Genomic DNA, 24,449 nt, shown 5'->3' with positions numbered 1-24,449 from the left:
CAATACCTCCACATGGAAGTTTTCATTGGCTAGACTCAGCTCATGCCCGAGGAAGACGCATCACGCCAGCGCGGCGCCTACGCCAAGGGGGTCGCCCGCCGACAGGAGATTCTCGACCGTGCGATCGAGGTCTTCGCCGAACGCGGCGCGGACCGCACCAGCCTCCGAGCGATCGCCCGCGAGGTCGGCGTCACGCACGCGGCGCTGAGCCACTACTTCGGATCGCTCGAAGCACTCCTCGTCGCGGTCTACGACGAGAGCAACCGGCCGGACCTTCGCCCGGACACCGAACTCCACGACGCGACGCCGGTGGAGCGGATGATCGCATCCGCTCGGACGAACCGCGAGGTCCCGGGGCTCGTCCAGCTCTACTCGACACTCGTCGCCTCGGCGCTCGAAGAGGGGCACCCGGTCGCCAGGGAGTTCGCCACGATCCGCTTCGCCACGATCCGCGAGAACATCGCGGAGTCCGTCCGTGAGCAGCAGTCCAGGGGGCGGATCCGCGACGACCTCGACCCTCAGGCGGTCGCCGCCCTCATCGTGGCGGCATCCGACGGCCTGCAGACGCAGTGGCTGCTCGACGACACCGCGCCGCAGCACGAGGCGCTCGCGCTCCTCGACCGCCTGCTCCGCCCTGCGCCATCCCGCCCCTCGGCGTGAGGCGCGGCCCGGCGATCAGCGCTTCCGCTGCTCCCAGGCGTCCCGGAGCGCAGGCTCCAGCTCGGGATACGTGAACTCGTACCCGGCATCCGTCAGCACCTTGGGCGCGACCCAGCGGCTCTTCAGCACCAGCTCCGGCTCCTTGCGCAGCACCCACATCGCCGGCTCCAACATGAAGCGCCAGGAGGAAAGACCGAACGGCATCCCCACGACCCGGCGCAGCGTCGCCATCAGGCCGCGGTTGTCGGTCTGGGTCGGCGCCGAGAGGTTGACCACGCCCTCGATCGTCGGATCGTCGCGGATGAACCGCACCGCACCGACGAAGTCGTCGACGTGGATCCAGCTGAACCGCTGGTGCCCGTGCGAGCGGTGTCCGAGCGGATGCTCAGGTTCCGTCGGGTGCGGCCCGATCCCGCGGTAGCGGTTGTGCCGGAACCACCAGCCGTCGAACTGCGGCCCGCCGAGGCCGAAGCGCGCGAGCGTGAAGAACAGCGCTGTCGCCGCACCGTCGCCGATGACGATCGTGATGCGCAGCGCGACGCGCCTGGTGCCGGGCAACTCGCCCGTGAGGAACTCGTCCTCCCAGGCGAGGGCGACGTCCGGAGAGAACCCGGTGTCGTAGTCCGTGTCGTCCTCGGTCTGCGGACGATCCAGCGCGTAGCGATAGACCGTGGCGCTGCTGGCGTTCATCCAGACCGCCGGCGGGTTCGCGGACCGCTCCACCGCATCATGCAGGGCACGTGTGGTGTCCAGCCGTGATCGGAGGAACTCCTCGCGATTGGCATCCGTGAAGCGGACGTCGATGGGCTTGCCGGCCAGTCCGATCAGCAGATCGGCGCCGTCGACGAGTCGGAGGATCGCGTCGGGGTCGTCCCAGCGCGCATCAAGCCCCGCCCGGCCGATCACGCTGACCTGATAGCCGTCCGCCTCGAGCGCGCGCCGCAGCGCCGTGCCGAGGAACCCTGAGCCTCCGCCGAGCACCGCGCGCTTCGCCGCGGTCATGCCTGGTCCTGCTCGTCGGTCTCGGGCTTGCGCTTCTCGAGCTCCTGCCGCAGACGCCACTCCTCGATCTCGCGGTCGAGGTCGGCGATCTGCTGTTCGGTCGTCCTGGTGTCGACGGGCGGCGCCGGGCGCAGATCGACGGCGGAGGGCGACGTGCGCTCCGCCCGACGCATCCGAGGGATCGGGATGCCACCCTCGCCGTAGTCCCTCCCGAGACCGAACCACAGCAGCCCGCCGATGAGCGGCAGCAGGATCACGACGATGATCCACACCATCTTCGGCAGGTGCTTCACCTGGGAATCGTCGCGCGTGATGATGTCGATCAGCGCACCGATCATCAGCGCGATGACGAGGATCGAGAACAGGAACGGCATGGTCTCAGGGTAGACGACGCCGCGTGATCGCGCCCGGGGATGGCGCGCGAGAACGCGACCGACTATGGGAGCAGATGACCCGCCGCACGGAACAGCTCGTACCACTCCGCGCGAGTCAGCTCGATGTCGGCGCCGGCCGCGGCATCCTGCACACGCTGCGGTGTGGTGGTGCCGAGCACGACCTGCATGTTGGCGGGGTGACGGGTGATCCATGCCGTGGCGATCGCGATGGGCGTGACGTCGTAGGCGGCGGCGAGCCGATCGATCACGGCATTCAGCTCGGCGTACTCGGGGTTCCCCAGGAACACGCCGGTGAAGAATCCGCCCTGGAACGGCGACCAGGCCTGCACCGTGATGCCGTTGATCCGGCAGTACTCGACGATGCCCCCGCCATCGCGCACGACAGCCTGGTCCTCGCCGGCCATGTTCATCGCGATCGGCTGCGCGATGATCGGCGCGTGCGTGATCGACAGCTGCAGCTGGTTCGCGATCAGCGGCTGCTTCACCGCCGTGCGGAGCAGATCGATCTGCCGCGGCGTGTGGTTCGAGACGCCGAAGGCGCGCACCTTGCCGGCGGCCTCCAGCTCGTCGAAGGCCCTGGCCACGTCCTCCGGCTCGACGAGCGCGTCGGGGCGGTGCAGCAGGAGCACGTCGAGTCGGTCGGTGCGCAGCGCGCGGAGCGAGCCTTCGACCTGGGTCACGATGTGCTCGTAGGAGAAATCGAACATGCCCTGTGCCGGCACGATGCCGCACTTGGTCTGCAGCACGATCTCGTCGCGCTCGGCAGCACTCAGCTGCAGCGCGTCGGCGAATCGCGACTCGCAGTGATGCATGCTGCCGCCGTAGATGTCGGCGTGGTCGAAGAAGTCGATGCCCGCGTCACGCGCAGCGCGGTACAGCTCGCGGATGTGTGCATCGTCTTTGTCGTCGATGCGCATCATCCCGGCGATGACGGAGGGCGCGACGGTGGACCCGAACGGAACAGTCTTCATGTCGGCCACGATACTCCGCCGCCGAGTGCGTCCTCAGGACGACGGGCGGCCGGGCGGCACGAGGACGGTCGGCGAGATGCCGAGCGCTGCAGCGACCTCGGCCAGGTCGGTGACGGTGAGGTCAGCATCTCCGGACAGCTTCCGCCGCAACATCGACCGGCTCATCCGCATCTCATCGGCGAGCCAGTCGATCGAGCGTTCCGCGGTCGTCAACTGCGAGATCACCGCAGATGCCACCACCTGTCTCGCATCTGTCGTCACCCGACGACACTATCGCCCCGAGTGGGTTCGCACAACGGCCGCCCGAAGCGATATGACAGCATATTGGATGCATACCGGTGCTATCGTGACTCGCGTGAAGACACCTGCCGAGGAGTTCAACGCCGCAGTCGGGCGCCAGCTGCGTGCGGAGATCGCGGCTGCGGGGAGCAGCATCGCCGCCATGTCGCGCGAGATCGGGATCGCCCGGAGCGCGCTCGACAACTACGTCACCGGCAAACGCGCGATCCCCGTCCCGACCGTGTACTCGGTGTGCGCCGCACTGCACGTCGAGCCCCACATCGTGTTCGCGCGAGCCGAAGAGCGACTCCGGGCCGACAGCGGCACGGCAGCCGGTGTGCTCACACCGTTCCGTCGCCGCACGAATGTCGGCGGCCTCGGTGAAGATGTCCCAGAAGTCGCCTTCGACTCGGCGCTCGGGCATGAGGGCGACACCGACGATCTCTACCAGTAGGGAAAGCATGGACGACCTCCTCCGACTCGTCGACGAGCAGGGACTCCGACTGATCGAGCGGCCCGGCCGGACCCTCGGTGGATACGATCACGCATCGCGCAGCATCCGACTCGACCCCGGCATGAGCGCGCGCACCATGCGCAGCGTGCTCGCACACGAGCTCGGACACGCGGTACTCGGCCACACGGTGACGACGCACGCCTCGCTCCGTCGCCGCCAGGAGCGACAGGCGGACGCGTGGGCCGCCCGGCTCCTGATCACCCCCGCAGCATATGCAGCGGCCGAGGCGCTGCGCGGCACCCATCGTGCCAGCCTGGCGTTCGAACTCGGCGTGACCATCGAACTCGTGATCGCCTTCCAGGAGCTCCTGCAGCGTATCGGCGACACCACCTACCTCGACCCCAGGATGGGTGCACACCAGTGGTCGCAACGCTTCGCCGCGGCGTGAGCGCGAGCGCGTTGCGCGCTGGTTGAATAGGCCCATGGCCTTCCTCGTCGCACCCGCCGCCGTCACGCTGACCGGAGCGCTCGTCGAGCTCCGCCCACTGGAGCGCGCCCACCATGATGCGCTCGTGGAAGCGGTCGAAGAGGGCGACCTGTGGCAGACCGCCTGGTACACCTCGGTGCCCGCTCCGGACGGCGTCGCCGCTGAGATCGATCGACGGATCGCACTGCGCGAGAAAGGCGAGATGGTGCCGTTCACCGCCTTCGATGCGGCCGGGCGCGCAATCGGGATGACAACGTACTACGACATCGATGATTCCGTCCCCCGCCTGCACATCGGCTACACCTGGAACCGACCGTCGGCGCACGGCACCGGCACGAACGCCGAGTCGAAGCTGCTGCTGCTCCGCCACGCCTTCGAGACGCTCGGCGTGTTCCGGGTCGGCCTCACCACGCAGTGGGTGAACTTCCAGTCGAGGGCCGCCATCGAGCGCCTGGGCGCGAAGCAGGACGGCGTGATGCGCGCGATGTCGCGCTACCGCAACGGTGCCCTGCGCGACAGTGTCGAGTTCTCGATCATCGAGCCGGAGTGGCCGGCAGTGCAGGCCAACCTCGAAGCGCGACTCGCGAAGCGGCGCTGATCAACCGATCGCGCTCCGCTGCTCGACCAGCGGGCAGCTGAACACATCTCGTTCCCCCAACCCGACCCTGTTGATGTACCGGACGACGATCGCATACGAGGCGAACAGGCCGGTCTGCGTATAGCGCACGTCCTGCTCACGACAGTAGGCGGCGATGATCGGCGCGGCCCGCCGGAGATGCGGGCGAGGCATCGAGGGAAACAGGTGATGCTCGATCTGGTAGTTCAAGCCGCCCATCGCCACGTCGATGGCCCTGCCACCGCGGATGTCACGACTCATCAGCACCTGGCGACGGAGGAAGTCCACTGTCATGTCGCGCGGGACGACCGGCATCCCCTTGTGGTTCGGTGCGAACGCGACGCCCATGTAGAACCCGAACAGGCCGAGCTGGACCGCGAGGAACACGAAGGCGATGCCGGGCGAGAGCACCAGGAAGACCAGCACCAGGTAGCCGATCATCCGCACGCTCAGGAACACGATCTCGACCCAGCGCCGTTCCAGACGACCGCGGGCGAGCACCCGCCGGACGCTCGATGCGTGCAGCGAGATCCCCTCGAGGAACAGGATCGGGAAGAACAGCAGTCCCTGATGCCCCCGCAGCCAGGCGAGCACCGGACCGCGGTGCTTCATCGCGGTCTCGGCCGTGACGGCGATCACGGGAAGCTCGATGTCGGGGTCCGCCGCCAGCTTGTTCGGGTTCGCGTGGTGACGCGTGTGCTTGTGCTGCCACCACCCGTAGCTCATCCCGACCAGCAGGTCTCCGAGGATGATGCTGATCCAGTCGTTCCAGCGCCCGGAGACGAAGATCTGCCGGTGCGCCGCATCGTGGCCGAGGAAGGCGATCTGCGTGAACAGGATCGCGAGGACAGCCGCAGTGAACAGCTGCCACCAGGTGTCGCCGATCCAGACGAAGGCGATCAGGCAGGCGGCGAGGATGAGCGGAGCTGCGACGAGTTTCGACCAGTAATAGCCGTATCGTCGTCGGAGCAGTCCTCGATCACGGATCTGCTGCGCGAGCTCGGTGAAGGTGCTCGACGAGCGATGACGCGCATCACCTGGTCGAGAGCGGACGGTCGAGCGGATGTCACCCATGATGACCTCTTCTCCGGCGGGTCGCCCGCTCAGCGGGAGGCGCCGCCCTCTTCCACCCAGTCCTCGATCCGGGACTCGTCGTCGAAGGCGACCGAAGAGGGATGTGACATGGCGGGTGCCGATTCAACGGAGTCGGCTTCGGGGCCCGCGCGGAGTGCATCCGGATGGGCGTTCGCACGTTCCAGGTCGGAGCTCTGCCCCGCGATCTTCAATTGTGCGTTCATGAACCGACGTTACGCCCCCAAACTGTGCGCCTCACAGTTTGGGGATCCGGTGCGCGCGGCGCAATCGCAACGCGCGGTGACCGTCAGTCCGTGGCGTTGCCCGACCAGTTGTTCGACCGGCGGGTGGCCGTGCCTCCCTGACGCATCATGAAGGCGAGCGAGAGCATCGTGATCAGCAGACCGCCGGTGAAGACGATCGCCTGGAAGTCCTCGAGCGACTGCGCGAGACCCATGAGGTAGATGCCTCCGAGGAAGAGGATCATGAAGAAGATGAAGCTGAGGATCACGGGGTCTCCTGTCGTTGCGGCCGTCTCCTAGCGTACCCGCCGACGCGAGTAGCGCAGACGACCGCGGGAGGAAACCCCCTGTCCAGCACGGCTGGTCGGTGGTTCTGTCAGTGCATGACCACTTCGCTGAAGGCACTCGCCATCTCCTGCACCCTGAAGGCCTCCCCCGCGGACTCGAGCACCGATCTGCTCGCCACCCAGGTCCTCGACGCACTCGCCGAGCACGGCGTGGCCGGAGAGCTCGTCCGCGCCGCCGACAGCGTGATCAGCCCCGGTGTCGAGGCCGACATGGGCGGCGATGACGAATGGCCCGCGCTGCGCGCGAAAGTCCTCGCCGCCGACATCCTCGTGTTCGCCACGCCGACCTGGATGGGCCAGCACTCCAGCATCGCCCAGCGTGTGCTCGAGCGTCTTGACGCAGAGCTGAGCGAGACGGATGCCGACGGGCGCCCGCACCTGTTCGACAAGGTCGCGATCGCGGCGGTGGTCGGCAATGAGGACGGCGCTCACCACATCGCGGCGATCCTGTTCCAGTCGCTCAACGACATCGGATACACGATCCCCGCGCAGGGCTCGGTGTACTGGAACGGCGAAGCCATGCAGACCGTCGACTACAAGGACCTCGACGAGACACCCGAGAAGGTGGCCTCCGCCACGGCCACCGCGGCCCTGAACGCCGCCCACCTCGCGGGACTGCTGCAGGAGCGGGCATACCCGGCGGCGTGAGCGGAACGTTCAGGCGCGCTGGAAGGCGACGACGTCGGCGCGACGTGAACGCTGAAGCGTCATCCCGGCCAGCTCCAACCGGCGGAACACCCGGCGAGGGAGCACCGGGAGCTCGTTGCCGAAGGCGACCGTGCACGCCGCCGTGCTGCGCCGCAGCACCGCGGTGAACACCAGATACGCCGGCAGCGCGATCAGGATGCCGACGAGGATGATCACCAGGCGAGCGCTCAGACGAAGCACGATGTCGTCGAACGCGATCACGAGCAGGGTGCCGCCGAGGCCGAAGACGACGACGATCGCGATGATCGCGCCGGTGAGCACGCGCATCCGCAGCGGGATACCGGGGAAGCGCACGCGCGATCCGTCCGCGTGCTCCTCTCGCTCCCACTCGGGCGTCACCGGTGTCGGCCGTCGCTTCGCCTCACGCCTGGTGAGCGCATCGGTGACGCGGCTGAGCAGACCGAGCCAGATCCAGCCCGCGGCCGGGATCGCGGCGAGTTGCAGCACGACGGCGACGGCGCGGACCTGGCCCGGGAACGGGGCGAGCAGGTCCTCGCCGAACTCGATCACGAACGCGATCGCGGCACCGAGCAGGATGGCGACAGCCGCGTGCAGGAACGCACCGGTGCGGGACGGCGTCATGCGAAGCGTCGCGTTGACGAATGCGAACCCGAAGCACCACCCGCCGACCAGCATCAGCAGGAACGGGAAGAAGCTCAGGTCGTCGCCCGCGAGCGTCGCGACGAGTGCGGCAGCGAGGAGCAGTGCACCCCAGACCAGCGGGTTGCGGACCAGCTTCCGTCCTACCGTCGCACGCACGGTCGCGTCGGTGGTCGCCTCGGTCATCGCAGCAATCCTAGAGCGAACGCACGACACCCCTCGGCGGACGGATCCGGCGAGGGGTGTCGTTGTGCGAGCGGAGACTCAGAAGTCCCAGTCGTCGTCTTCCGTTGCCTCGGCCTTGCCGATGACGTACGACGAACCCGACCCCGAGAAGAAGTCGTGGTTCTCGTCGGCGTTCGGCGAGAGCGCAGAGAGGATCGCAGGGTTCACGTTCGTGACCGACGACGGGAACATCGCCTCGTAGCCGAGGTTCATCAGCGCCTTGTTGGCGTTGTAGTGCAGGAACTTCTTGACGTCCTCGGTCAGACCGACGCCGTCGTAGAGGTCCTGCGTGTACTGCACCTCGTTGTCGTAGAGCTCGTAGAGCAGCGAGAACGTGTAGTCCTTCAGCTCATCGCGCTCGGCCTGCGTGACCTTCTCGAGGCCCTTCTGGAACTTGTACCCGATGTAGTACCCATGCACGGCCTCGTCACGGATGATGAGGCGGATCAGGTCTGCGGTGTTCGTGAGCTTCGCCCGGCTCGACCAGTGCATCGGCAGGTAGAAGCCCGAGTAGAACAGAAAGCTCTCCAGCAGGGTCGAGGCGACCTTGCGCTTGAGCGGGTTGTCGCCGCGGTAGAAGTCCATGACGATCTGAGCCTTCTTCTGAAGGTTCGGATTCTCGACCGACCACCGGAACGCCTCATCGATCTCCTTCGTCGACGCGAGCGTCGAGAAGATCGAGGAGTAGCTCTTGGCGTGCACCGACTCCATGAAGGCGATGTTCGTGTAGACGGCCTCCTCGTGCGGGGTGATCGCATCGGGGATCAGCGACACCGCGCCGACCGTGGCCTGCACGGTGTCGAGCAGCGTGAGCCCCGTGAAGACGCGCATGGTGAGCAGCTGCTCGTCAGCGGTCAGGGTGTTCCACGACTGGATGTCATTGGACAGCGGGATCTTCTCGGGCAGCCAGAAGTTGTTGACGAGGCGGTTCCACACCTCGACGTCTTTCTCGTCCTGGATGCGGTTCCAGTTGATCGCCTGCACGTGGTCGATCAGCTTGAGGGATTCGGGAGGGGTCATCGGTGCGCCGTTTCTGAGTACTGGGTCACTGAGCTTGTCGAAGTGCGGGTCAGAGCATGCACGAGACGCACTCGGCCATGTCGGTTCCCTCGAGCGCCATCTGACGCAGACGGATGTAGTAGATCGTCTTGATGCCCTTGCGCCATGCGTAGATCTGCGCCTTGTTGATGTCACGCGTGGTGGCGGTGTCCTTGAAGAACAGCGTCAGCGACAGTCCCTGGTCGACGTGCTGCGTGGCAGCCGCGTAGGTGTCGATGACCTTCTCGTAGCCGATCTCGTACGCGTCCTGGTAGTACTCCAGGTTGTCGTTCGTCATGAACGCAGCCGGGTAGTAGACGCGACCGAGCTTGCCTTCCTTGCGGATCTCGATCTTCGACGCGATCGGGTGGATCGATGACGTCGAGTTGTTGATGTACGAGATCGAGCCGGTCGGCGGCACCGCCTGCAGGTTCTGGTTGTAGATGCCGTGCTTCTGGATGGAAGCCTTCAGCTCGGACCAGTCGTCCTGCGTCGGGATGTGCTTGCCGGCGAAGAGCTCCTTGACCTTCTCGGTCTCCGGAACCCAGGCACGCTCGATGTACTTGTCGAAGAACGCACCACTCGCGTACGTGGAGTCCTCGAAGCCGTCGAAGGTCGTGCCGCGCTCGATCGCGAGGTTGTTCGACGCACGCAGCGCGTGGAACAGCACCGTGTAGAAGTAGATGTTCGTGAAGTCGATGCCCTCTTCGGAGCCGTAGTAGACGTGCTCGCGAGCGAGGTACCCGTGCAGGTTCATCTGCCCGAGGCCGATCGCGTGCGAGCGGTCGTTGCCGTCCTCGATCGAGCGGACCGAGCCGATGTGGCTCTGGTCGCTCACCGCGGTGAGCGCCCGGATCGCCGTCTCGACCGTCTGGCCGAGGTCATCGGCATCCATCGACAGCGCGATGTTCATCGAGCCCAGGTTGCAGGAGATGTCCTTGCCGATGTTGTCGTACGACAGGTCGTCGTTGTACGTCGTCGGCGTGTTCACCTGCAGGATCTCGCTGCAGAGGTTGGACATGTTGATCCGACCCTTGATCGGGTTGGCCTTGTTGACCGTGTCCTCGAACATGACGTACGGGTAGCCGGACTCGAACTGGATCTCGGCGACGGTCTGGAAGAACTCGCGCGCGTTGATCTTCGTCTTCTTGATCCGAGGGTTGTCGACCATCTCGCGGTACTTCTCGGTGACCGAGATGTCGCCGAAGGGAACCCCGTAGACCTTCTCGACGTCGTACGGCGAGAACAGGTACATGTCCTCGTCGTTCTTCGCGAGCTCGAACGTGATGTCAGGGACGACGACACCCAGCGACAGCGTCTTGATGCGGATCTTCTCGTCGGCGTTCTCACGCTTGGTGTCGAGGAAGCGCATGATGTCGGGGTGGTGCGCGTTGAGGTACACGGCGCCTGCGCCCTGACGGGCACCGAGCTGGTTCGCGTAGCTGAAGCTGTCTTCGAGGAGCTTCATCACGGGGATGATGCCGGAGGACTGGTTCTCGATCTGCTTGATCGGTGCACCCGACTCGCGGATGTTCGACAGCAGCAGCGCGACGCCGCCACCGCGCTTGGAGAGCTGCAGCGCGGAGTTGATGCCGCGGGCGATCGACTCCATGTTGTCTTCGATGCGCAGCAGGAAGCAGCTGACGAGCTCGCCGCGCTGCGCCTTGCCCGCATTGAGGAAGGTCGGCGTCGCCGGCTGGAAGCGGCCGGAGATGATCTCCTCGACCAGGGCGACCGCGAGCTTCTCGTCGCCGTCGGCGAGGCCGAGGGCGGTCATCACGACGCGATCCTCGAAGCGCTCGAGGTAGCGCTTGCCATCGAAGGTCTTCAGCGTGTAGCTCGTGTAGTACTTGAACGCGCCGAGGAAGGTCTCGAAGCGGAACTTCTTGCCGTAGGCGAGGTCGTTGAGCTTCTGGATGAACTCCATCGAGTACTTCTCGATGACGGCGCCCTCGTAGTACTCCTTCTCCACGAGGTAGTCCAGGCGCTCCTTGAGCGAGTGGAAGAACACCGTGTTCTGGTTCACGTGCTGCAGGAAGTACTCCCGCGCCGCGCGCTTGTCCGCGTCGAACTGGATCTTGCCGTTCGCGTCGTACAGATTCAGCATCGCGTTCAGCGCGTGATAGTCGAGGCCCTCGTACCCGGGGTTGATCTTGAAGGCCACCTGCTCGGTCACTGCCTGCTCTTCAACTGCGCTACCCACCGTCGCTCCAATCCGTCGCTCACGCGATCCACATCGTCCTGTGTGCCGAAGATTTCGAGCCGATACAAGTGGGGCACCTCACACTTGCGGCTGATGATGTCACCGGCGAGACAGAAGGAGTCGCCGAAATTCGTGTTTCCCGCGGAGATGACCCCGCGGATGTGGCGCCGATTGCGCTCGTCGTTGAGGAATCGGATCACCTGCTTGGGAACCGCGCCTCGTTCGACGCCTCGCCCCTCGCCCCCACCATAGGTGGGAGTGATCAGCACGAACGGCTCGTCGATGACGAGGTCTCCGTCGGTGCGCTGAAGCGGAATGCGTCGTGCCGGGAGGTCGAGCTTCTCGACGAATCGGGCGGTGTTGCCCGAGACGCTCGAGAAGTAGACCAGGAGCGGCGCTGCAGTCGCGACGGCGCTCATGGTCTGGGCTCAGGCGAGACGGGTCGCGAGCTCGTTGATCTTGTCGGGACGGAAGCCCGACCAGTGGTCCTCGTCGGTGACGACGACCGGCGCCTGCATGTAGCCGAGCGCCTTGACCTGCTCCAGGGCCGTCGGGTCCTCCGACAGGTCGTGGATCTCGTACTCGATGCCCTTGGCGTCGAGCGCGCGGTAGGTCGCGTTGCACTGGACGCAGGACGGCTTCGTGTAGACCGTGATCGACATCTGATCCCCTCAAATCTCATGGTTTCCCGGCAGTCCTCCGCCGGGACTTCAATACTACATATAGGTACGGACATTGGGTGTGACCACAAGGGCTAGTAGTTACATCCGTGTAGTTTTCCACCGCTCTCCCCAGATACAACACAGGTTCTCCACCGTTTCTTCCACAGGGCGAAGCCCCCTCGGAGGGGTCTCGAACCGCGAGAAATCGCGGCTGGGAGACACCTGTGAGCGATCCATCCACAGGGGGCAGCGTACGGCCGAGCTCGGACATTCGGATTCCTGTGGAAACTGCTCTTCGGCGTGTCGTCGGCGTGTCGGGAACACCCCCGCTTCGGCGTCCGTCGCACCCTGCCGGTACCGTTGTGAGGTGGCGGGATATCGGGACCTTCTTCGCACGCCCGGAGTGGCGCGCATGATCGCGGCGCAGCTGACCGCGCGCTTCCCCAACGGGATGTCGTCCTTGGCGATCCTGCTGCACGTCGAGCAGCAGACCGGCTCGTACGGCTCCGCCGGTCTCGTGCTCGCCGCGACGAGTGTCGGACAAGCCGTCGCCGGTCCCGTCACGAGCCGATGGATGGGCAACTGGGGGATGCGCCGCGTGCTCACCCTCACCCTCGCGGTCTGCGTGCTCGCCGTCCTCGGCCTCGCGCTGCTGCCGCTGAATCTGCCGGGCTACATGGTGCTCGGGATGGTGGCGGGGCTCTCGACCCCGCCGATCCAGGCGGCTGTTCGGACCATCTACCCGAAGCTCGTGAACTCCAGCCAGCTCACTCCCCTGTTCTCCCTCGACGCCTCGCTGCAGGAGATCATCTGGGTCCTCGCCCCGGTGGTGATCACCCTCGTCTCCACGCAGGTCGGAACAAGCGAAGGGCTCATCCTCGTCGCGATCATCCTCGTCGGCGGTGGCGCATGGTTCATCCTGTCCCCCGAGGTCGGCCGCGTGCGCATCCCGCGCAGCCGCAACGCCTTCGGGAAGGTCGTCCTCAAGCCCCCGGTGATGCTGGCGACCGTGATCGGCTTCCTGCTGATCGGCGCCTGCTCGGCCGTCGAGGTCGGCGTGGTGTCGACCTTCGAGCACGGCAGCCTCACCGCCGGCGTCGTACTGGCCGTGTTCGCGGTGGGCAGCCTGGCGGGCGGTCTCACGTTCGGGCACATCCCGATCGGACCGTGGGCGATGGCTCGCCGCCTGCTCATCGTCACGGTGGGCCTCGCCCTCACGATGGTGATGCTCAACGTCTTCTGGCTCGGCGGCACGCTGATCCTCGCGGGCATCGGCATCGCGCCGGCCCTCGCGGTGCTGTTCGCGATCACCTCGGCGAGCGTGAAGTTCAGCGAGACCGCTGAGGCCTTCGGCTGGGCCGGCACCGGTCAGCTGATCGGCGCCGCAGCCGGATCCGCCGTCGCCGGGTTCCTCGTCGACGCCGGCGATTGGCGCGGCGCCTACCTCGCTGCGACACTGTTCGCGGCGGCAGGACTCGTGGTCTCGATCGTGTTCGTCCGCTCCTTCCCCGACCTGCGTCACCGCGACGCGAGTCCCCGTCCCGACACCGAACCACTGGCGGTCACCCCCTCATGAACCCCCTCCCTCCCCTGACGTCGGCCCCTGAGATCGTCTGCGTCGGCGAGACCATGGCCCTGATCACGCCGAGCGGCTCCGGCCTCGCGGAGGCAACGGCGGCGACGGTCGGGCTCGCGGGGGCGGAGTCCAACGTGGCCGCCGGGGTCGCCGCCACCGGGCACCGCGTGGTGTGGGCGTCCCGCCTCGGCGACGACCCCCTCGGCGAGCGCATCGCCTCGGAGCTCGAGCGCCGCGACGTCGACCTGTGGGTCGAGCGCGACACGGACGCGCCGACCGGCGTGATGTTCAAGGATCCCGGCGTCGAAGCATCCTCCGTCTACTACTACCGCCGCGGCTCGGCCGCATCCCGCATGGAGCCCGGCTTCCTCTCTCCCGAGCGACTCGACGGCGTGCGCATCGTGCACACGACCGGCATCACACCGGCGCTCTCGCCGTCCTGCCGTGAGATGGTCGACCGGCTGTACGCGGATGCACGGGCCGCCGGCGCGCTCGTCTCGTTCGACGTCAACGATCGACGTGCGCTGTGGAGCATGACGGACGCTGCGGAGACACTGGCCCGCCTGGCGGATGCCGCCGACATCGCCTTCGTCGGACGCGACGAGGCCGAGCGGATCTGGGGAACCGCCACGCCTGCCGAGATCCGCGCCTTCCTGCCCCACTGCGCGCTGCTGGTCGTGAAGGACGGCGACATCGGCGCCACCGCCTACGACGGCGACGCGGAGCCGATCTTCGTGCCGGCACCCGTGGTCGACGTCGTCGAGCCGGTCGGCGCCGGGGACGCCTTCGCCTCCGGGTTCCTCGCCGCGACGCTCGACGGAGCGGGCCTGGCCGACTGCCTCTCCGCCGGACACGCCGCCGCCGAGCGCGTGCTGACGATCGCCGCCGATCTGCCGCCGCTCGAACCGGTCGCCTGAACCGCCTCCATCGTCCGCGCGTCAGGGCACGGTCGTAGGCTGAGAGCATGCCTGCACCGCTCTCGCTGCCCCGCCTCGCCTGGGGCGACCCCACGGCCTCACGGCGCGCCCTCCTGGTCCACGGACTCGGGTCCTCCGGCGCACTGATGTGGCGTCTCGGCGACGCCCTCGCGAGCGCCGGCTGGCACGCCGTCGCGATCGACCTCCGGGGACACGGCGACGCTCCGCGCGCACTCGACTACTCGCTCGCCGCCTACGGGGCCGACCTCGTGTCGACCCGTCCGGACGGCGGCGGCAGCTGGGATGCCGTGATCGGGCACTCCCTCGGCGGCGGATCGAGTGTCGTCGCCGCGGCATCCGACCCAGACTGGACCCGCAGGCTCGTGCTCATCGACCCGGCGATCCACGTCTCCGGCCACGACGCGAACGTCGTGCGGAAGAGCCAGGAGCGCGCCTTCGCCGACACCCGCCTCGAGGTCGTGCAGCAGGAGCATCCGCACTGGCACCCGCAGGACCAGGAGCTGAAGGTGGATGCCGTGCTCCGCGCCAGCGCCTGGGCCGTCGAGCAGACCAGCGTGCAGAACCAGCCGTGGGATGTGCGTGCGGAGGCGAAGACGTTGACCGTTCCGACGCATGTGATCGCCGCGGACCCGGCGGTGTACAGCATCTTCACCGGCGGGCTCGCCGACGAGGTGCTCGCCTCGAACCCCGGCATCACGATGTCGGTCGTCGAAGGAGCGGGCCATTCCCTGCACCGCGACAAGCCGGAGGAATCCATCCGGCAGCTTCTGGGAGTCCTGTCGTGAGCGGCGTCTTCGATCCTGCGGCGTTCCTGCCGGACGACCTGCTCGAGCGGATCCGCGAACGGGCGCCGATCCACGACCGCGAGAACACCTTCCCGCAGCACGACCTCGACGAACTGCGCGCTGCCGGGTACCTGTCGATCCTCGTGCCGACCGAACGGGGCGGCGCAGGACTCGGGCTCGCCGAGGCGGCGATCCTGCAGCAGCGCCTCGCGACGGCGGCCCCGGCGACCGCCCTCGCGATCAACATGCATCTGGTGTGGACCGGCGTCGCCAAGGTGTTCTCCGATCGCGGCGTGCGCGGGCTGGAGTTCGTGCAGGACGGCGCCGTCGCCGGTGAGGTGTTCGCCTTCGGGATCAGCGAGGGCGGCAACGACCTCGTGCTCTTCGGCAGCGACACGGATGCCGTGCCGCTCCCGGACGGCGGGTACGCGTTCACCGGGACCAAGATCTTCACGTCGCTCGCCCCGGTGTGGACCCGCCTCGGCCTGCACGGCCTCGACACCACGAGCGAGGATGCGCCGAAGCTGGTGTTCGCCTTCGTGGAGCGCACGGATGCCGTGACGACCTCCGACGACTGGGACACACTCGGCATGCGGGGCACCCAGAGCCGGACGACGAGGCTCGCGGGCGCGCAGGCCGCACCGGAGCACGTGGTCCGTCGCATCGATCCGGGTCCGAATCCGGATCCGATCGTGTTCGGCATCTTCAGCGTCTTCGAGATCCTGCTCGCCTCGGTGTACACGGGCATCGCCCGGCGAGCCCTCGACCTGGCGGTGCAGACCGCAGCCACGCGACGTTCCAAGAAGACCGGCGCGACGTACAGCCAGGATCCCGACATCCGCTGGCGGATCGCCGACATGGCACTCGCCTACGACGCCCTGCCGCCGCAGATCGCCTCCCTCGCCCGCGACGTCGATGAGCGCGTCGATCACGGCGCCAGATGGTTCACCCAGCTGTCGGGGGTCAAGCACCGGGCGACCACGATGGCCAAGCACGTGGTCGATCAGGCGATCCTCGTCGCCGGCGGCGGATCGTACTTCTCCTCGAACGAACTCTCCCGCCTGTACCGCGATGTGCTCGCGGGAGCCTTCCACCCGTCCGACCCCGAATCGGCCCACGCCACCGCGGCGAGCACCTGGCTCGGCCCATTGGATTCCTGACCGCACATCCTGACGATTCCGGAAGGCACAGGGAACGCAAAGCGCGGAATCGGTTGCCGAACGTCCACACGAGTGCGAAGATCGCACCATGAGTGCGACGAAGAAGCATCCCTCGCTGGATGATGTCTCGAAGACGATCATCGAGCTCCTGCAGGAAGACGGACGTCGCTCCTACTCCGACATCGGTCGGGTCGTCGGACTCAGCGAGGCAGCCGTGCGGCAGCGCGTGCAGCGCCTCACGGAGTCGGGGATCATGCAGATCGTCGCCGTCACCGACCCGATGCAGCTCGGCTTCCACCGCCAGGCGATGATCGGCATCCGCACCTCCGGCGACGCCCGGGTCGTCGCAGAGGCGATCGCCAAGGTCGACGCGATCGACTACGTCGTGATCACGGTCGGCGCCTTCGACGTGCTCGCGGAAGTGGTGTGCGAGGACGACGAGGGCCTGCTCGCGCTCATCAACGACGTCATCCGTCCGATCGACGGCGTGCTGTCGACCGAGACCTTCATCTACGCCAAGCTGCAGAAGCAGCTCTACAACTGGGGGACCAGATGAGCACCGCACACCAGTACGACACCGCCGCACTGCAGGCGAAGGCCCGCGACCACCTGTGGATGCACTTCACCCGGCAGTCCACCATGGCCGAGTCGGGGGTGCCGATCATCGTCAAGGGCGACGGCCACCACATCTGGGATGCCGACGGCAAGCAGTACTTCGACGGCCTCGCCGGTCTGTTCGTCGTGAATGCGGGACACGGTCGCCGCAGACTCGCCGAGACCGCGGCCCGCCAGGCCTCGGAGCTGGCGTTCTTCCCGCTCTGGTCCTACGCGCACCCCGCCGCGATCGAGCTCGCCGATCGCCTCGCCGATGAGGCCCCCGGCGACCTCAACCGGGTCTTCTTCTCCACCGGCGGCGGCGAAGCCGTCGAGACCGCGCTGAAGCTCGCGAAGCACTACTGGAAGCTCATGGGCAAGCCGACGAAGCACAAGGTGATCTCGCGCTCAGTCGCGTACCACGGCACCCCGCACGGCGCGCTCGCGATCACCGGCATCCCCGCCATGAAGTCGATGTTCGAGCCGGTCGCGCCAGGCGGATTCCGAGTGCCGAACACGAACTTCTACCGCGCCGCCGAGATGGGCGCGCCGGCCGACGACGAAGAGGCGTTCGGACGCTGGGCCGCCGACCGCATCGAGGAGATGATCCTCTTCGAGGGAGCAGACACGGTCGCCGCCGTCTTCCTGGAGCCGGTGCAGAACTCCGGCGGGTGCTTCCCGCCCCCTCCCGGCTACTTCGCGCGCGTCCGCGAGATCTGCGATCGCCATGACGTGCTGCTCGTGTCCGACGAGGTCATCTGCGCCTTCGGTCGCCTCGGTCACACGTTCGCCTGCACCGGCCTCGGCTACGTGCCGGACATGATCACCTGCGCAAAGGGCATGACCAGCGGATACTCTCCGATCGGCGCGACCATCGTCAGCGACCGCATCTATGAGCCCTTCTCGCACGGCGACATGTCGTTCCCGCACGGGTACACGTTCGGTGGCCACCCGGTCTCGGCGGCGGTCGCACTCGAGAACCTCGCGATCTTCGACGAGGAAGGCCTGAACCAGCGCGTCCGCGAGAACTCCCCGCTGTTCCGTGCCGAGCTCGAGAAGCTCCTCGACCTGCCGCTGGTCGGCGATGTTCGTGGTGACGGGTACTTCTTCGGCATCGAGCTCGTGAAGGACAAGGGCACCAAGGAGACGTTCGACGACGCGGAGTCCGAGCGGTTGCTGCGCGGCTTCCTCTCCCCCGCTCTGTTCGAAGCCGGTCTCTACTGCCGAGCGGACGACCGCGGCGACCCCGTGATCCAGCTGGCGCCGCCGCTGACGATCGGGCAGCCCGAGTTCCGCGAGATCGAGCAGATCCTGCGAGACGTGCTGACCCGCGCGCAGTCGGTGCTCTGAGGGTGCACGCGCCGATCTGAATCCCGGCGTTCCGACACTCCCCTCGAGAGGGAATATCCTTCGCTTGGAGGAGAGATTCGATGACCGCCGGCCATGCAGCAGAAACCCGTTCGTTCAGCAGCGCATTCAGCGCTGCGCTCAGCGCAAGCGGCATCTCGCTGTCGTCGCTGCGGCGTCGCCTGATCGCCCGCGCGAATCCGATCTCGACCGCGACGTTGAGCTACTGGCGTTCGGGCGAGAGAACCCCCGAGGGCGCGACCTCGCTCGCCGTCGTCGACGACATCGAGCGGCTGCTCGATCTCCCGACGGGTGCGCTCGTCCGGCTGATCCCCGAGCGCGTGCGCCTCGGCACGCTGCATGCGCCGCACAACCCCTTCACCGAGGAGCAGATCAGATCCGCGTTGGCGGAGACGCTCGCGATCCTCGACGCCCCACCGCTCGACATCACGCGCGAGCTGTCGAGCCAGGTTGTCGCGGATGTCGCGGCCGACGGCCTGCTCCGCCGCCGCACCGCGCGGACGCTGATCCAGTCGGTCGTGCCGCAGCCCGTCGATCACGTGACGTACACGCTGCTCTCCGAGGTGGACACGATCGAGCGTCCGGAGATGACGGTGCACGGAGCGCGGATCGTCCGTGATCACCTCCACGCGAGTGGGCATGTGTACGCCTATGTGATGCAGCTCGATCAGCCGCTCACCCTCGGCGCTTCGACGATGATCGAGGTGACGATGGAGAGCCGGCAGGAGTACGCCTGGCAGCCTGAGACCGGTGCGTACGTCGTGCGCCCGATCCACGATCTCGTGCTCTGGACGAGGTTCCACCCCGACGCGGTGCCCGACTGGATCGAGGAGCTCGAGCAGACGGACGACACGGAAGGACCGGTCACCCGTCCCCTCCGGCCCCAGCCGTCGGTGCATCAGTCGCGTCGCGACTTCGGTCCTGGCACCCTCGGCATCCGCTGGGGGTACGACGACCACTGAGTTCCGGCGGGCTCGGAGAGGCAGCCTCAGACGAGGAAGCCTCGCAGCAGCGCTTCCGATCCGGCGAGGTGATCGCGCATCGCAGCCTCGGCGGCGTCAGGGCGACCGGCCAGGATCGCCGAGACGATGCGCTCGTGCTGCTCGCCGGAGTGCTGGATGTTGCGCGGCATCAGCGGGAAGGTGTCGAGCCAGGCGTTCACGTCCGCGCGGTTCTCGGCCACCAGGGCGACCAGCGAGGGGATGCCGGCAGCCTCGGCGATCGCCAGGTGCAGCAGCGTATCGAGGCGTCGATACTCCTCGGGTCCGGCCGGCAGCGCCGCTTCATGCCGCGACCAGAGGTCGGCGCGGGCGGCGGCATCCAGCGATCGTCCGGCAGCCGCGCGCGCTGCGCCGGTCTCCAGCACTCGTCGAAGCCCGAGCACGTCGTCGAGCTCCGCCGTCGTCGCGCCGGCGGCGTTGGTCGGCTGCGGCAGCGGATCCGCGACGAACGTGCCACCGTAGCGGCCCCGTCTGGCCAGCAGGTACCCGGCATCGGCCAGCTCGCGGATCGCCTCGCGCACGGTGTCACGGCTCACGCCGAAGGATGTCGCGAGCTCGCGTTCCGGCGGCAGCGACTCCCCCGGTGCGACGACGCCCAGACGGATGGTCTGCGCGAGCCTGGCGACCGTGTCCTCGAGCGCGTTGCCGCGCCGGAGCGGGCGATACACGGCGCGACGGACCTCGACCAGATCGCCGTCCGTCCCGTGCTCGCTCATCCGATCAGCCTGTCACAGTGAGGTGAGGCGCTCTCACAGCGGGGTGACGTAGGCGTTGGTGATGCCGCCGTCCACGACGAAGGCGCTCGCGGTGATGAAGGAGGAGTCGTCCGAGGCGAGGAACGCGACAGCGGCCGCGAGTTCCGACGGCTCGGCGAAGCGCCCCATCGGCACGTGCACCAGCCGGCGCTGCGCGCGCTCCGGATCCTTCGCGAACAGCTCCTGCAGCAGCGGCGTGTTGACCGGTCCCGGGCAGAGGGCGTTCACGCGCACCCCCTGGCGGGCGAACTGCACGCCGAGCTCCCGCGACATCGCCAGCACGCCGCCCTTCGACGCGGTGTAGCTGATCTGCGAGGTCGCCGATCCGAGCAGCGCCACGAACGACGCCGTGTTGATGATCGATCCGCGACCGGCCGGGACCATGTGCCGGAGCGCTGCCCGGCTGCACAGGTACACGCTCTTGAGGTTCACATCCTGCACGCGGTCCCACGCGGGAAGCTCCGTGGTCTCGATGGAGTCGTCGTCGGCGGGCGAGATGCCCGCGTTGTTGAACGCGATGTCGATGCGGCCGAACTCTGCCGCGACACCGTCGAACAACGCGTTCACCTTCTCCTCATCTGCGACGTCGACCGGGCGGAACACGCCGCCGACCTCTGCTGCGGCGGCTTCGCCCGTGGTCGGGTCGACGTCGGCGATGACGACGAACGCGCCCTCGGCCGCGAACCGCTGCGCTGTCGCGAAGCCGATGCCGCTCGCCCCGCCGGTGATGATCGCGACTCGCTCGTGGAGTCGCCGGGTCAGATCGATGCTCATGGATTCCTCCGGATGGGTCGGTGCGGGGTCAGTGGGAGTCGGTCGCGAAGAAGACGTTCTTCGTCTCGGTGAAGTGCTCGGCCGCGTCCGGTCCGAGTTCGCGGCCCAGGCCGGAGGCCTTCATGCCGCCGAAGGGGGTCGCGTAGCGGACGGAGGCGTGCGAGTTCACCGACAGCACGCCGCTCCGCACACCGCGCGACACGCGGACGGCCCTGCCGAGGTTCTCGGTCCAGAGCGAGCCGGCGAGCCCGTAGATCGTGTCGTTCGCGAGCCGGATGGCGTCTGGCTCATCATCGAAGGGCATCACCGCGACGACCGGTCCGAAGACCTCCTGCTGCGCGATCCGATCGGCGGGGTCGGCCAGCACCACGGCCGGTGCGAACCAGAAGCCGTCGCCCGTCGGCGCCGTTCCACGGAAGGCGATGTCCGTGCCGTCGAGGAACTCCGCCACGGTGTCGCGGTGCCGCGCCGAGATGAGCGGTCCCATGTCGGTGTCGGAGCTGCCGGGGTCGCCGACACGCCATGCCGCGACAGCGGGCTCGAGCAGCTCGAGGAAGCGGTCGTACACCGAGCGCTGCACGAGGAGCCGGCTGCGGGCGCAGCAGTCCTGCCCGGCGTTGTCGAACACGGAGCCGGGAACCGCGGCCGCCGCGCGCTCGAGGTCGGCGTCCTCGAACACGATGTTGGCGCTCTTCCCGCCGAGCTCCAGCGTCACGGGCTTCAGCGCACGGGCGCACCCGGCCGCGACCTCGATGCCGACCTCGGTGGACCCGGTGAACACGACCTTGCGCACATCGGAGTGCTCGACCAGCCGCTGCCCCACGACCGAGCCTGAGCCGGTGACGACCTCGAACACGCCGACAGGCAGCCCGGATTCGACCGCGAGCTCGCCGAGGCGGATCGCGGTGAGCGGGGTGAGTTCGGCCGGCTTGAGCACCACGGCGTTGCCTGCGGCGAGCGCCGGTGCGAACGCCCAGGCCGCGATCGTCATCGGGAAGTTCCACGGCACGATGACGCCGACGACGCCGTACGGATCGTGGAACGTCACGTCGAGCCCGCCGGCCACCGGGATCTGACGGCCGGAGAGCCGCTCCGGGTCGGCCGAGTAGTAGTTCAGCACCTGAGCGACGTGCCCTGCCTCCCAGCGAGCGGATCCGATCGGATGCCCGGAGTTCAGGACCTCGAGCTGCGCGAGTTCCTCGGCCGCGCCCTCCACGGCCCGAGCGAAGGAGCGCAGCGCGTCAGCTCGCGCCACCGGGGGAAGTGCCGCCCAGCGGCGTTGCGCCGAGACGGCCCTCGCGATCGCAGCATCCGTCTCCGCGATCCCTGCACGCTCCACCTCGCGGATGGGCGCGCCCGTCGACGGGTTGATCACGGTGAACGCGCTCATCGCGTACCTGCTTTCTCCTGTGCGGCGAACGCACGAGCCTGTGTGACGAGATCCTCGAAGAGGCGACGGTCCTCGGCATCCTCCTCCGGATGCCATTGGATGCCGACCAGGTGCCCGCGCTCGGTGTCGACCACTGCCTGCACCAGGCCGTCATCCGAGTGCGCCGCCGGCGTGAGCCCCTCGCCGAGGCGATCGATGCCCTGGTGGTGGTAGCTGCGGACGTGCACCGAGTCGTCGCCGAGCACCCCGCCCAGCGCCGTGCCACCGTCGATCGCGACCTTCGTCTCGGCGAAGATCCCGCCGCCGATCCGGTAGCGCTCGGTGCCGAGCGACTCGGGCAGATGCTGCTGCAGGGTGCCGCCGCGCGCGACATTGACGAGCTGCAGTCCGCGGCAGATCGCGAGCACCGGCATCCGGCGGCGCTCCGCAGCGCGGAACAGTGCGAGCTCCCACGCGTCACGGTCGGTCCGCGGCGGGTCGGTGAGCGGATGCCGCTCGGCGCCGTACAGCTCCGGTGCGACGTCGGCGCCGCCGGAGAGGATGAGTCCGTCGAGGCCGGCGATCGCGGCATCCGCTCCGGCCTCATCCTGCGGCGGGAGCAGCAGCGCGATGCCGCCGGCCGAGGTGACGCCGGTCAGATACGGCTCCGGGAGGAACGCAGCGCGGACGTCCCAGACCCCCTGCTGCGCTCGTTCGAGATACGTGGTGACGCCGATCAGCGGCGTCCGCTCAGAGCCGCTCGAAACCACGGACGCGCTCCCAGTCGGTGACGGCGGCATCGTAGGCCTCGAGCTCGATGCGCGCCTGGTTCAGGTAGTGGTCAACGACGTCGTCGCCGAACGCCTCGCGCGCGATCCGCGACTCGCTGAACAGCTGCGCCGCCTCGCGGAGCGTGGTCGGGAGGTGGTCGACGCCGGCCTCGTAGGCGTTGCCCTCGAAGCGCTCCGGCAGCGGCAGCTCGTTCTCGATCCCGTGCAGACCGCCGGCGATGATCGCCGAGATGCCGAGGTAGGGGTTCACGTCGCCGCCGGGCACCCGGTTCTCGACACGGAGTCCTGAGCCGCTGCCGATCACGCGCAGGGCGCACGTGCGGTTGTCGATGCCCCAGGCGACGCCGGTCGGCGCGAAGCTGCCCTTCGCGAAGCGCTTGTAGGAGTTGATGTTCGGCGCGTAGAGCAGCGTGAACTCGCGGAGCGTCGCCAGGATGCCGGCGATCCAGTGCTCCATCACCGGGCTGAAGCCGTGCTCGCCCTCGCCGGCCATCACCGGGGTGCCGTCGTCAGCACGCAGCGAGAGATGGATGTGGCAGCTGTTGCCCTCGCGCTCGTTGAACTTCGCCATGAACGTGAGCGACTGCCCATGCTGGGCGGCGATCTCCTTGGCACCGTTCTTGTAGATCGCGTGCTGGTCGGCGGTCTCGCGCACCTCGGCGTACCGGAACGCGATCTCCTGCTGGCCGAGGTTGCACTCGCCCTTCACGCCCTCGCAGTACATGCCTGCCCCGTCCATCCCGAGCCGGATGTCGCGCAGCAGCGGCTCCATCCGCGTCGAGGCCAGGAGGTTGTAGTCGACGTTGTAGTCGGTCGCCGGCGTCAGTCCCTCGTACTTGCGCGCCCAGGCATCGCGGTAGGTGTTCTCGAAGACGATGAACTCGAGCTCGGTGCCCGAGAACGCGGTCCAGCCGCGCTCGGCGAGGCGATCGCGCTGGCGGTCGAGGATCGCGCGGGGCGATGGCCCGACCGGCTCCCCGTTCTGCCAGACCAGGTCGGCCATGATCAGCACGGTGCCCACGAGCCAGGGCATCCGGCGGAGCGTGACGACATCGGGGCGCAGCACCATGTCGCCGTAGCCGCGGTTCCAGCCAGACATCGCGTAGCCGTCGACCGTGTTCATGTCGACGTCGACCGAGAGCAGGTAGTCGCAGGCCTCGGCACCGTGCTGCAGGATGTCCTCCTGGAACAGCCGAGCGGAGACCCGCTTTCCCACCAGCCGTCCCTGCGCATCGGCGAAGGCCACGATCACCGTGTCGATCTCGCCGGCGGCGATGCCGGCATCCAGCTGCTCGATGCTCAGGTTTCCCGACATCTTCTCGCTCCCGTCGTCGTGGCGAAGCGATCGATCGACCGGCTTCGCCATCAGAGTAGA

The 24,449-nt window shown here is 67.8% G+C and carries 29 protein-coding genes; 12 read left to right on the top strand and 17 right to left on the bottom strand.

Going from position 1 to position 24,449, the window contains the following annotated elements; translation table 11 throughout:
• Positions 1-42 precede the first annotated feature (42 nt).
• On the top strand, positions 43-660 hold the full coding sequence (locus V7Z82_RS11530; RefSeq protein ID WP_334151653.1) for a TetR/AcrR family transcriptional regulator: 618 nt from the start codon (positions 43-45) through the stop codon (positions 658-660).
• A 15-nt stretch (positions 661-675) separates the two neighbouring features.
• Here V7Z82_RS11530 and V7Z82_RS11525 read toward each other — a convergent pair whose 3' ends face one another.
• The 4 genes from V7Z82_RS11525 to V7Z82_RS11510 all read right to left on the bottom strand — a co-directional run bounded on the left by V7Z82_RS11525 (position 676) and on the right by V7Z82_RS11510 (position 3,289).
• Positions 676-1,662 carry an epimerase gene (locus tag V7Z82_RS11525; protein WP_334151651.1) on the bottom strand — a complete coding sequence of 329 codons (987 nt, stop codon included), beginning with the start codon at positions 1,660-1,662 and terminating at the stop codon, positions 676-678.
• Complete coding sequence (locus V7Z82_RS11520) at positions 1,659-2,036, bottom strand: PLDc N-terminal domain-containing protein (RefSeq protein WP_334151649.1); 378 nt, start codon at positions 2,034-2,036, stop codon at positions 1,659-1,661. The genes V7Z82_RS11525 and V7Z82_RS11520 overlap by 4 nt, the downstream gene beginning before the upstream one ends.
• Positions 2,037-2,098: 62 nt before the next feature.
• Positions 2,099-3,028: an aldo/keto reductase gene (locus tag V7Z82_RS11515; protein WP_334151646.1), complete on the bottom strand. Its 930-nt coding sequence runs from the start codon at positions 3,026-3,028 to the stop codon at positions 2,099-2,101.
• 33 nt (positions 3,029-3,061) lie between these two features.
• The gene (locus tag V7Z82_RS11510; RefSeq protein WP_334151643.1) at positions 3,062-3,289 is read right to left on the bottom strand and encodes a helix-turn-helix domain-containing protein; all 228 of its coding nucleotides are present in this window, start codon (positions 3,287-3,289) and stop codon (positions 3,062-3,064) included.
• A gap of 94 nt (positions 3,290-3,383) precedes the next feature.
• On the opposite strand from V7Z82_RS11510, the gene V7Z82_RS11505 reads away from it, so the two are divergent.
• Genes V7Z82_RS11505 through V7Z82_RS11495 form a run of 3 tightly spaced genes read left to right on the top strand, consistent with a single transcriptional unit; the run spans position 3,384 to position 4,846 of the window.
• Positions 3,384-3,761: a helix-turn-helix transcriptional regulator gene (locus tag V7Z82_RS11505; RefSeq protein WP_334151641.1), complete on the top strand. Its 378-nt coding sequence runs from the start codon at positions 3,384-3,386 to the stop codon at positions 3,759-3,761.
• 7 nt (positions 3,762-3,768) lie between these two features.
• Positions 3,769-4,209, top strand: coding sequence for an ImmA/IrrE family metallo-endopeptidase (locus V7Z82_RS11500; protein WP_334151638.1), 441 nt, complete (start codon positions 3,769-3,771; stop codon positions 4,207-4,209).
• A gap of 34 nt (positions 4,210-4,243) precedes the next feature.
• Entirely contained in the window at positions 4,244-4,846 is a 603-nt protein-coding gene (locus V7Z82_RS11495) for a GNAT family N-acetyltransferase (protein ID WP_334151635.1), read from the top strand.
• On the opposite strand, the gene V7Z82_RS11490 is transcribed toward V7Z82_RS11495, so the two are convergent.
• The 3 genes from V7Z82_RS11490 to V7Z82_RS11480 form a co-directional block, all read right to left on the bottom strand.
• Entirely contained in the window at positions 4,847-5,938 is a 1,092-nt protein-coding gene (locus V7Z82_RS11490; RefSeq protein ID WP_334151633.1) for a fatty acid desaturase family protein, read from the bottom strand. It abuts the gene before it with no gap.
• A gap of 29 nt (positions 5,939-5,967) precedes the next feature.
• Positions 5,968-6,162 (bottom strand): hypothetical protein, encoded by a 195-nt coding sequence (locus V7Z82_RS11485; RefSeq protein WP_334151630.1) that lies wholly within the window; start codon positions 6,160-6,162, stop codon positions 5,968-5,970.
• 83 nt (positions 6,163-6,245) lie between these two features.
• A complete protein-coding gene (locus V7Z82_RS11480) occupies positions 6,246-6,449 on the bottom strand; it encodes a hypothetical protein (RefSeq protein ID WP_045279658.1) in 204 nt (67 codons plus the stop codon).
• 114 nt (positions 6,450-6,563) lie between these two features.
• Between V7Z82_RS11480 and V7Z82_RS11475 the strand changes: the two genes are divergently transcribed.
• Positions 6,564-7,175, top strand: a complete 612-nt coding sequence (locus V7Z82_RS11475) for a flavodoxin family protein (RefSeq protein WP_334151623.1) — start codon at positions 6,564-6,566, stop codon at positions 7,173-7,175.
• Positions 7,176-7,184: 9 nt separating this feature from the next.
• Here the strand turns inward: V7Z82_RS11475 and V7Z82_RS11470 are convergent, their stop codons facing one another.
• The 5 genes from V7Z82_RS11470 to nrdH all read right to left on the bottom strand — a co-directional run bounded on the left by V7Z82_RS11470 (position 7,185) and on the right by nrdH (position 11,963).
• Positions 7,185-8,021 carry a hypothetical protein gene (locus V7Z82_RS11470; RefSeq protein ID WP_334151620.1) on the bottom strand — a complete coding sequence of 279 codons (837 nt, stop codon included), beginning with the start codon at positions 8,019-8,021 and terminating at the stop codon, positions 7,185-7,187.
• A gap of 78 nt (positions 8,022-8,099) precedes the next feature.
• A complete protein-coding gene (gene nrdF / locus V7Z82_RS11465; protein WP_334151618.1) occupies positions 8,100-9,080 on the bottom strand; it encodes a class 1b ribonucleoside-diphosphate reductase subunit beta in 981 nt (326 codons plus the stop codon).
• Positions 9,081-9,129: 49 nt separating this feature from the next.
• On the bottom strand, positions 9,130-11,274 hold the full coding sequence (gene nrdE / locus V7Z82_RS11460) for a class 1b ribonucleoside-diphosphate reductase subunit alpha (RefSeq protein WP_334151615.1): 2,145 nt from the start codon (positions 11,272-11,274) through the stop codon (positions 9,130-9,132).
• Positions 11,271-11,720, bottom strand: a complete 450-nt coding sequence (gene nrdI, locus V7Z82_RS11455; RefSeq protein ID WP_334151611.1) for a class Ib ribonucleoside-diphosphate reductase assembly flavoprotein NrdI — start codon at positions 11,718-11,720, stop codon at positions 11,271-11,273. The genes nrdE and nrdI overlap by 4 nt, the downstream gene beginning before the upstream one ends.
• A 9-nt stretch (positions 11,721-11,729) precedes the next feature.
• The gene (gene nrdH / locus V7Z82_RS11450; protein WP_045279611.1) at positions 11,730-11,963 is read right to left on the bottom strand and encodes a glutaredoxin-like protein NrdH; all 234 of its coding nucleotides are present in this window, start codon (positions 11,961-11,963) and stop codon (positions 11,730-11,732) included.
• Between the two features lie 412 nt (positions 11,964-12,375).
• Here nrdH and V7Z82_RS11445 point away from each other — a divergent pair, with 412 nt between their 5' ends.
• The 7 genes from V7Z82_RS11445 to V7Z82_RS11415 all read left to right on the top strand — a co-directional run bounded on the left by V7Z82_RS11445 (position 12,376) and on the right by V7Z82_RS11415 (position 19,346).
• Positions 12,376-13,539 (top strand): MFS transporter, encoded by a 1,164-nt coding sequence (locus tag V7Z82_RS11445; protein ID WP_442927617.1) that lies wholly within the window; start codon positions 12,376-12,378, stop codon positions 13,537-13,539.
• Positions 13,536-14,456, top strand: a complete 921-nt coding sequence (locus V7Z82_RS11440; RefSeq protein ID WP_334151604.1) for a sugar kinase — start codon at positions 13,536-13,538, stop codon at positions 14,454-14,456. The genes V7Z82_RS11445 and V7Z82_RS11440 overlap by 4 nt, the downstream gene beginning before the upstream one ends.
• A 47-nt stretch (positions 14,457-14,503) precedes the next feature.
• A complete protein-coding gene (locus V7Z82_RS11435) occupies positions 14,504-15,262 on the top strand; it encodes an alpha/beta fold hydrolase (RefSeq protein WP_334151602.1) in 759 nt (252 codons plus the stop codon).
• Positions 15,259-16,422, top strand: coding sequence for an acyl-CoA dehydrogenase family protein (locus V7Z82_RS11430; protein ID WP_334151599.1), 1,164 nt, complete (start codon positions 15,259-15,261; stop codon positions 16,420-16,422). Before V7Z82_RS11435 ends, V7Z82_RS11430 begins: the two co-directional genes overlap by 4 nt.
• Positions 16,423-16,510: 88 nt before the next feature.
• Positions 16,511-16,978 (top strand): Lrp/AsnC family transcriptional regulator, encoded by a 468-nt coding sequence (locus V7Z82_RS11425; protein WP_334151597.1) that lies wholly within the window; start codon positions 16,511-16,513, stop codon positions 16,976-16,978.
• Positions 16,975-18,366 (top strand): aspartate aminotransferase family protein, encoded by a 1,392-nt coding sequence (locus tag V7Z82_RS11420; RefSeq protein WP_334151594.1) that lies wholly within the window; start codon positions 16,975-16,977, stop codon positions 18,364-18,366. The genes V7Z82_RS11425 and V7Z82_RS11420 overlap by 4 nt, the downstream gene beginning before the upstream one ends.
• Positions 18,367-18,446: 80 nt before the next feature.
• Positions 18,447-19,346, top strand: a complete 900-nt coding sequence (locus tag V7Z82_RS11415; RefSeq protein ID WP_334151591.1) for a hypothetical protein — start codon at positions 18,447-18,449, stop codon at positions 19,344-19,346.
• Positions 19,347-19,372: 26 nt separating this feature from the next.
• Here V7Z82_RS11415 and V7Z82_RS11410 read toward each other — a convergent pair whose 3' ends face one another.
• Genes V7Z82_RS11410 through V7Z82_RS11390 form a run of 5 tightly spaced genes read right to left on the bottom strand, consistent with a single transcriptional unit; the run spans position 19,373 to position 24,440 of the window.
• On the bottom strand, positions 19,373-20,101 hold the full coding sequence (locus V7Z82_RS11410) for a FadR/GntR family transcriptional regulator (protein WP_334151588.1): 729 nt from the start codon (positions 20,099-20,101) through the stop codon (positions 19,373-19,375).
• A gap of 33 nt (positions 20,102-20,134) precedes the next feature.
• Complete coding sequence (locus V7Z82_RS11405) at positions 20,135-20,914, bottom strand: 3-oxoacyl-ACP reductase (RefSeq protein WP_230115366.1); 780 nt, start codon at positions 20,912-20,914, stop codon at positions 20,135-20,137.
• A 28-nt stretch (positions 20,915-20,942) separates the two neighbouring features.
• Positions 20,943-22,304 carry an aldehyde dehydrogenase family protein gene (locus tag V7Z82_RS11400; protein ID WP_334151583.1) on the bottom strand — a complete coding sequence of 454 codons (1,362 nt, stop codon included), beginning with the start codon at positions 22,302-22,304 and terminating at the stop codon, positions 20,943-20,945.
• Positions 22,301-23,053 (bottom strand): gamma-glutamyl-gamma-aminobutyrate hydrolase family protein, encoded by a 753-nt coding sequence (locus V7Z82_RS11395; protein ID WP_334151581.1) that lies wholly within the window; start codon positions 23,051-23,053, stop codon positions 22,301-22,303. Before V7Z82_RS11395 ends, V7Z82_RS11400 begins: the two co-directional genes overlap by 4 nt.
• Positions 23,034-24,440 carry a glutamine synthetase family protein gene (locus V7Z82_RS11390; protein WP_334151579.1) on the bottom strand — a complete coding sequence of 469 codons (1,407 nt, stop codon included), beginning with the start codon at positions 24,438-24,440 and terminating at the stop codon, positions 23,034-23,036. The genes V7Z82_RS11395 and V7Z82_RS11390 overlap by 20 nt, the downstream gene beginning before the upstream one ends.
• Positions 24,441-24,449 lie beyond the last annotated feature (9 nt).

It is taken from the genome of Microbacterium sp. (assembly GCF_036823965.1).
Lineage (GTDB): Bacteria > Actinomycetota > Actinomycetes > Actinomycetales > Microbacteriaceae > Microbacterium.
Note: the sequence above shows the minus strand (reverse complement) of the source record. Positions and strands in the feature narration are given on the sequence as shown.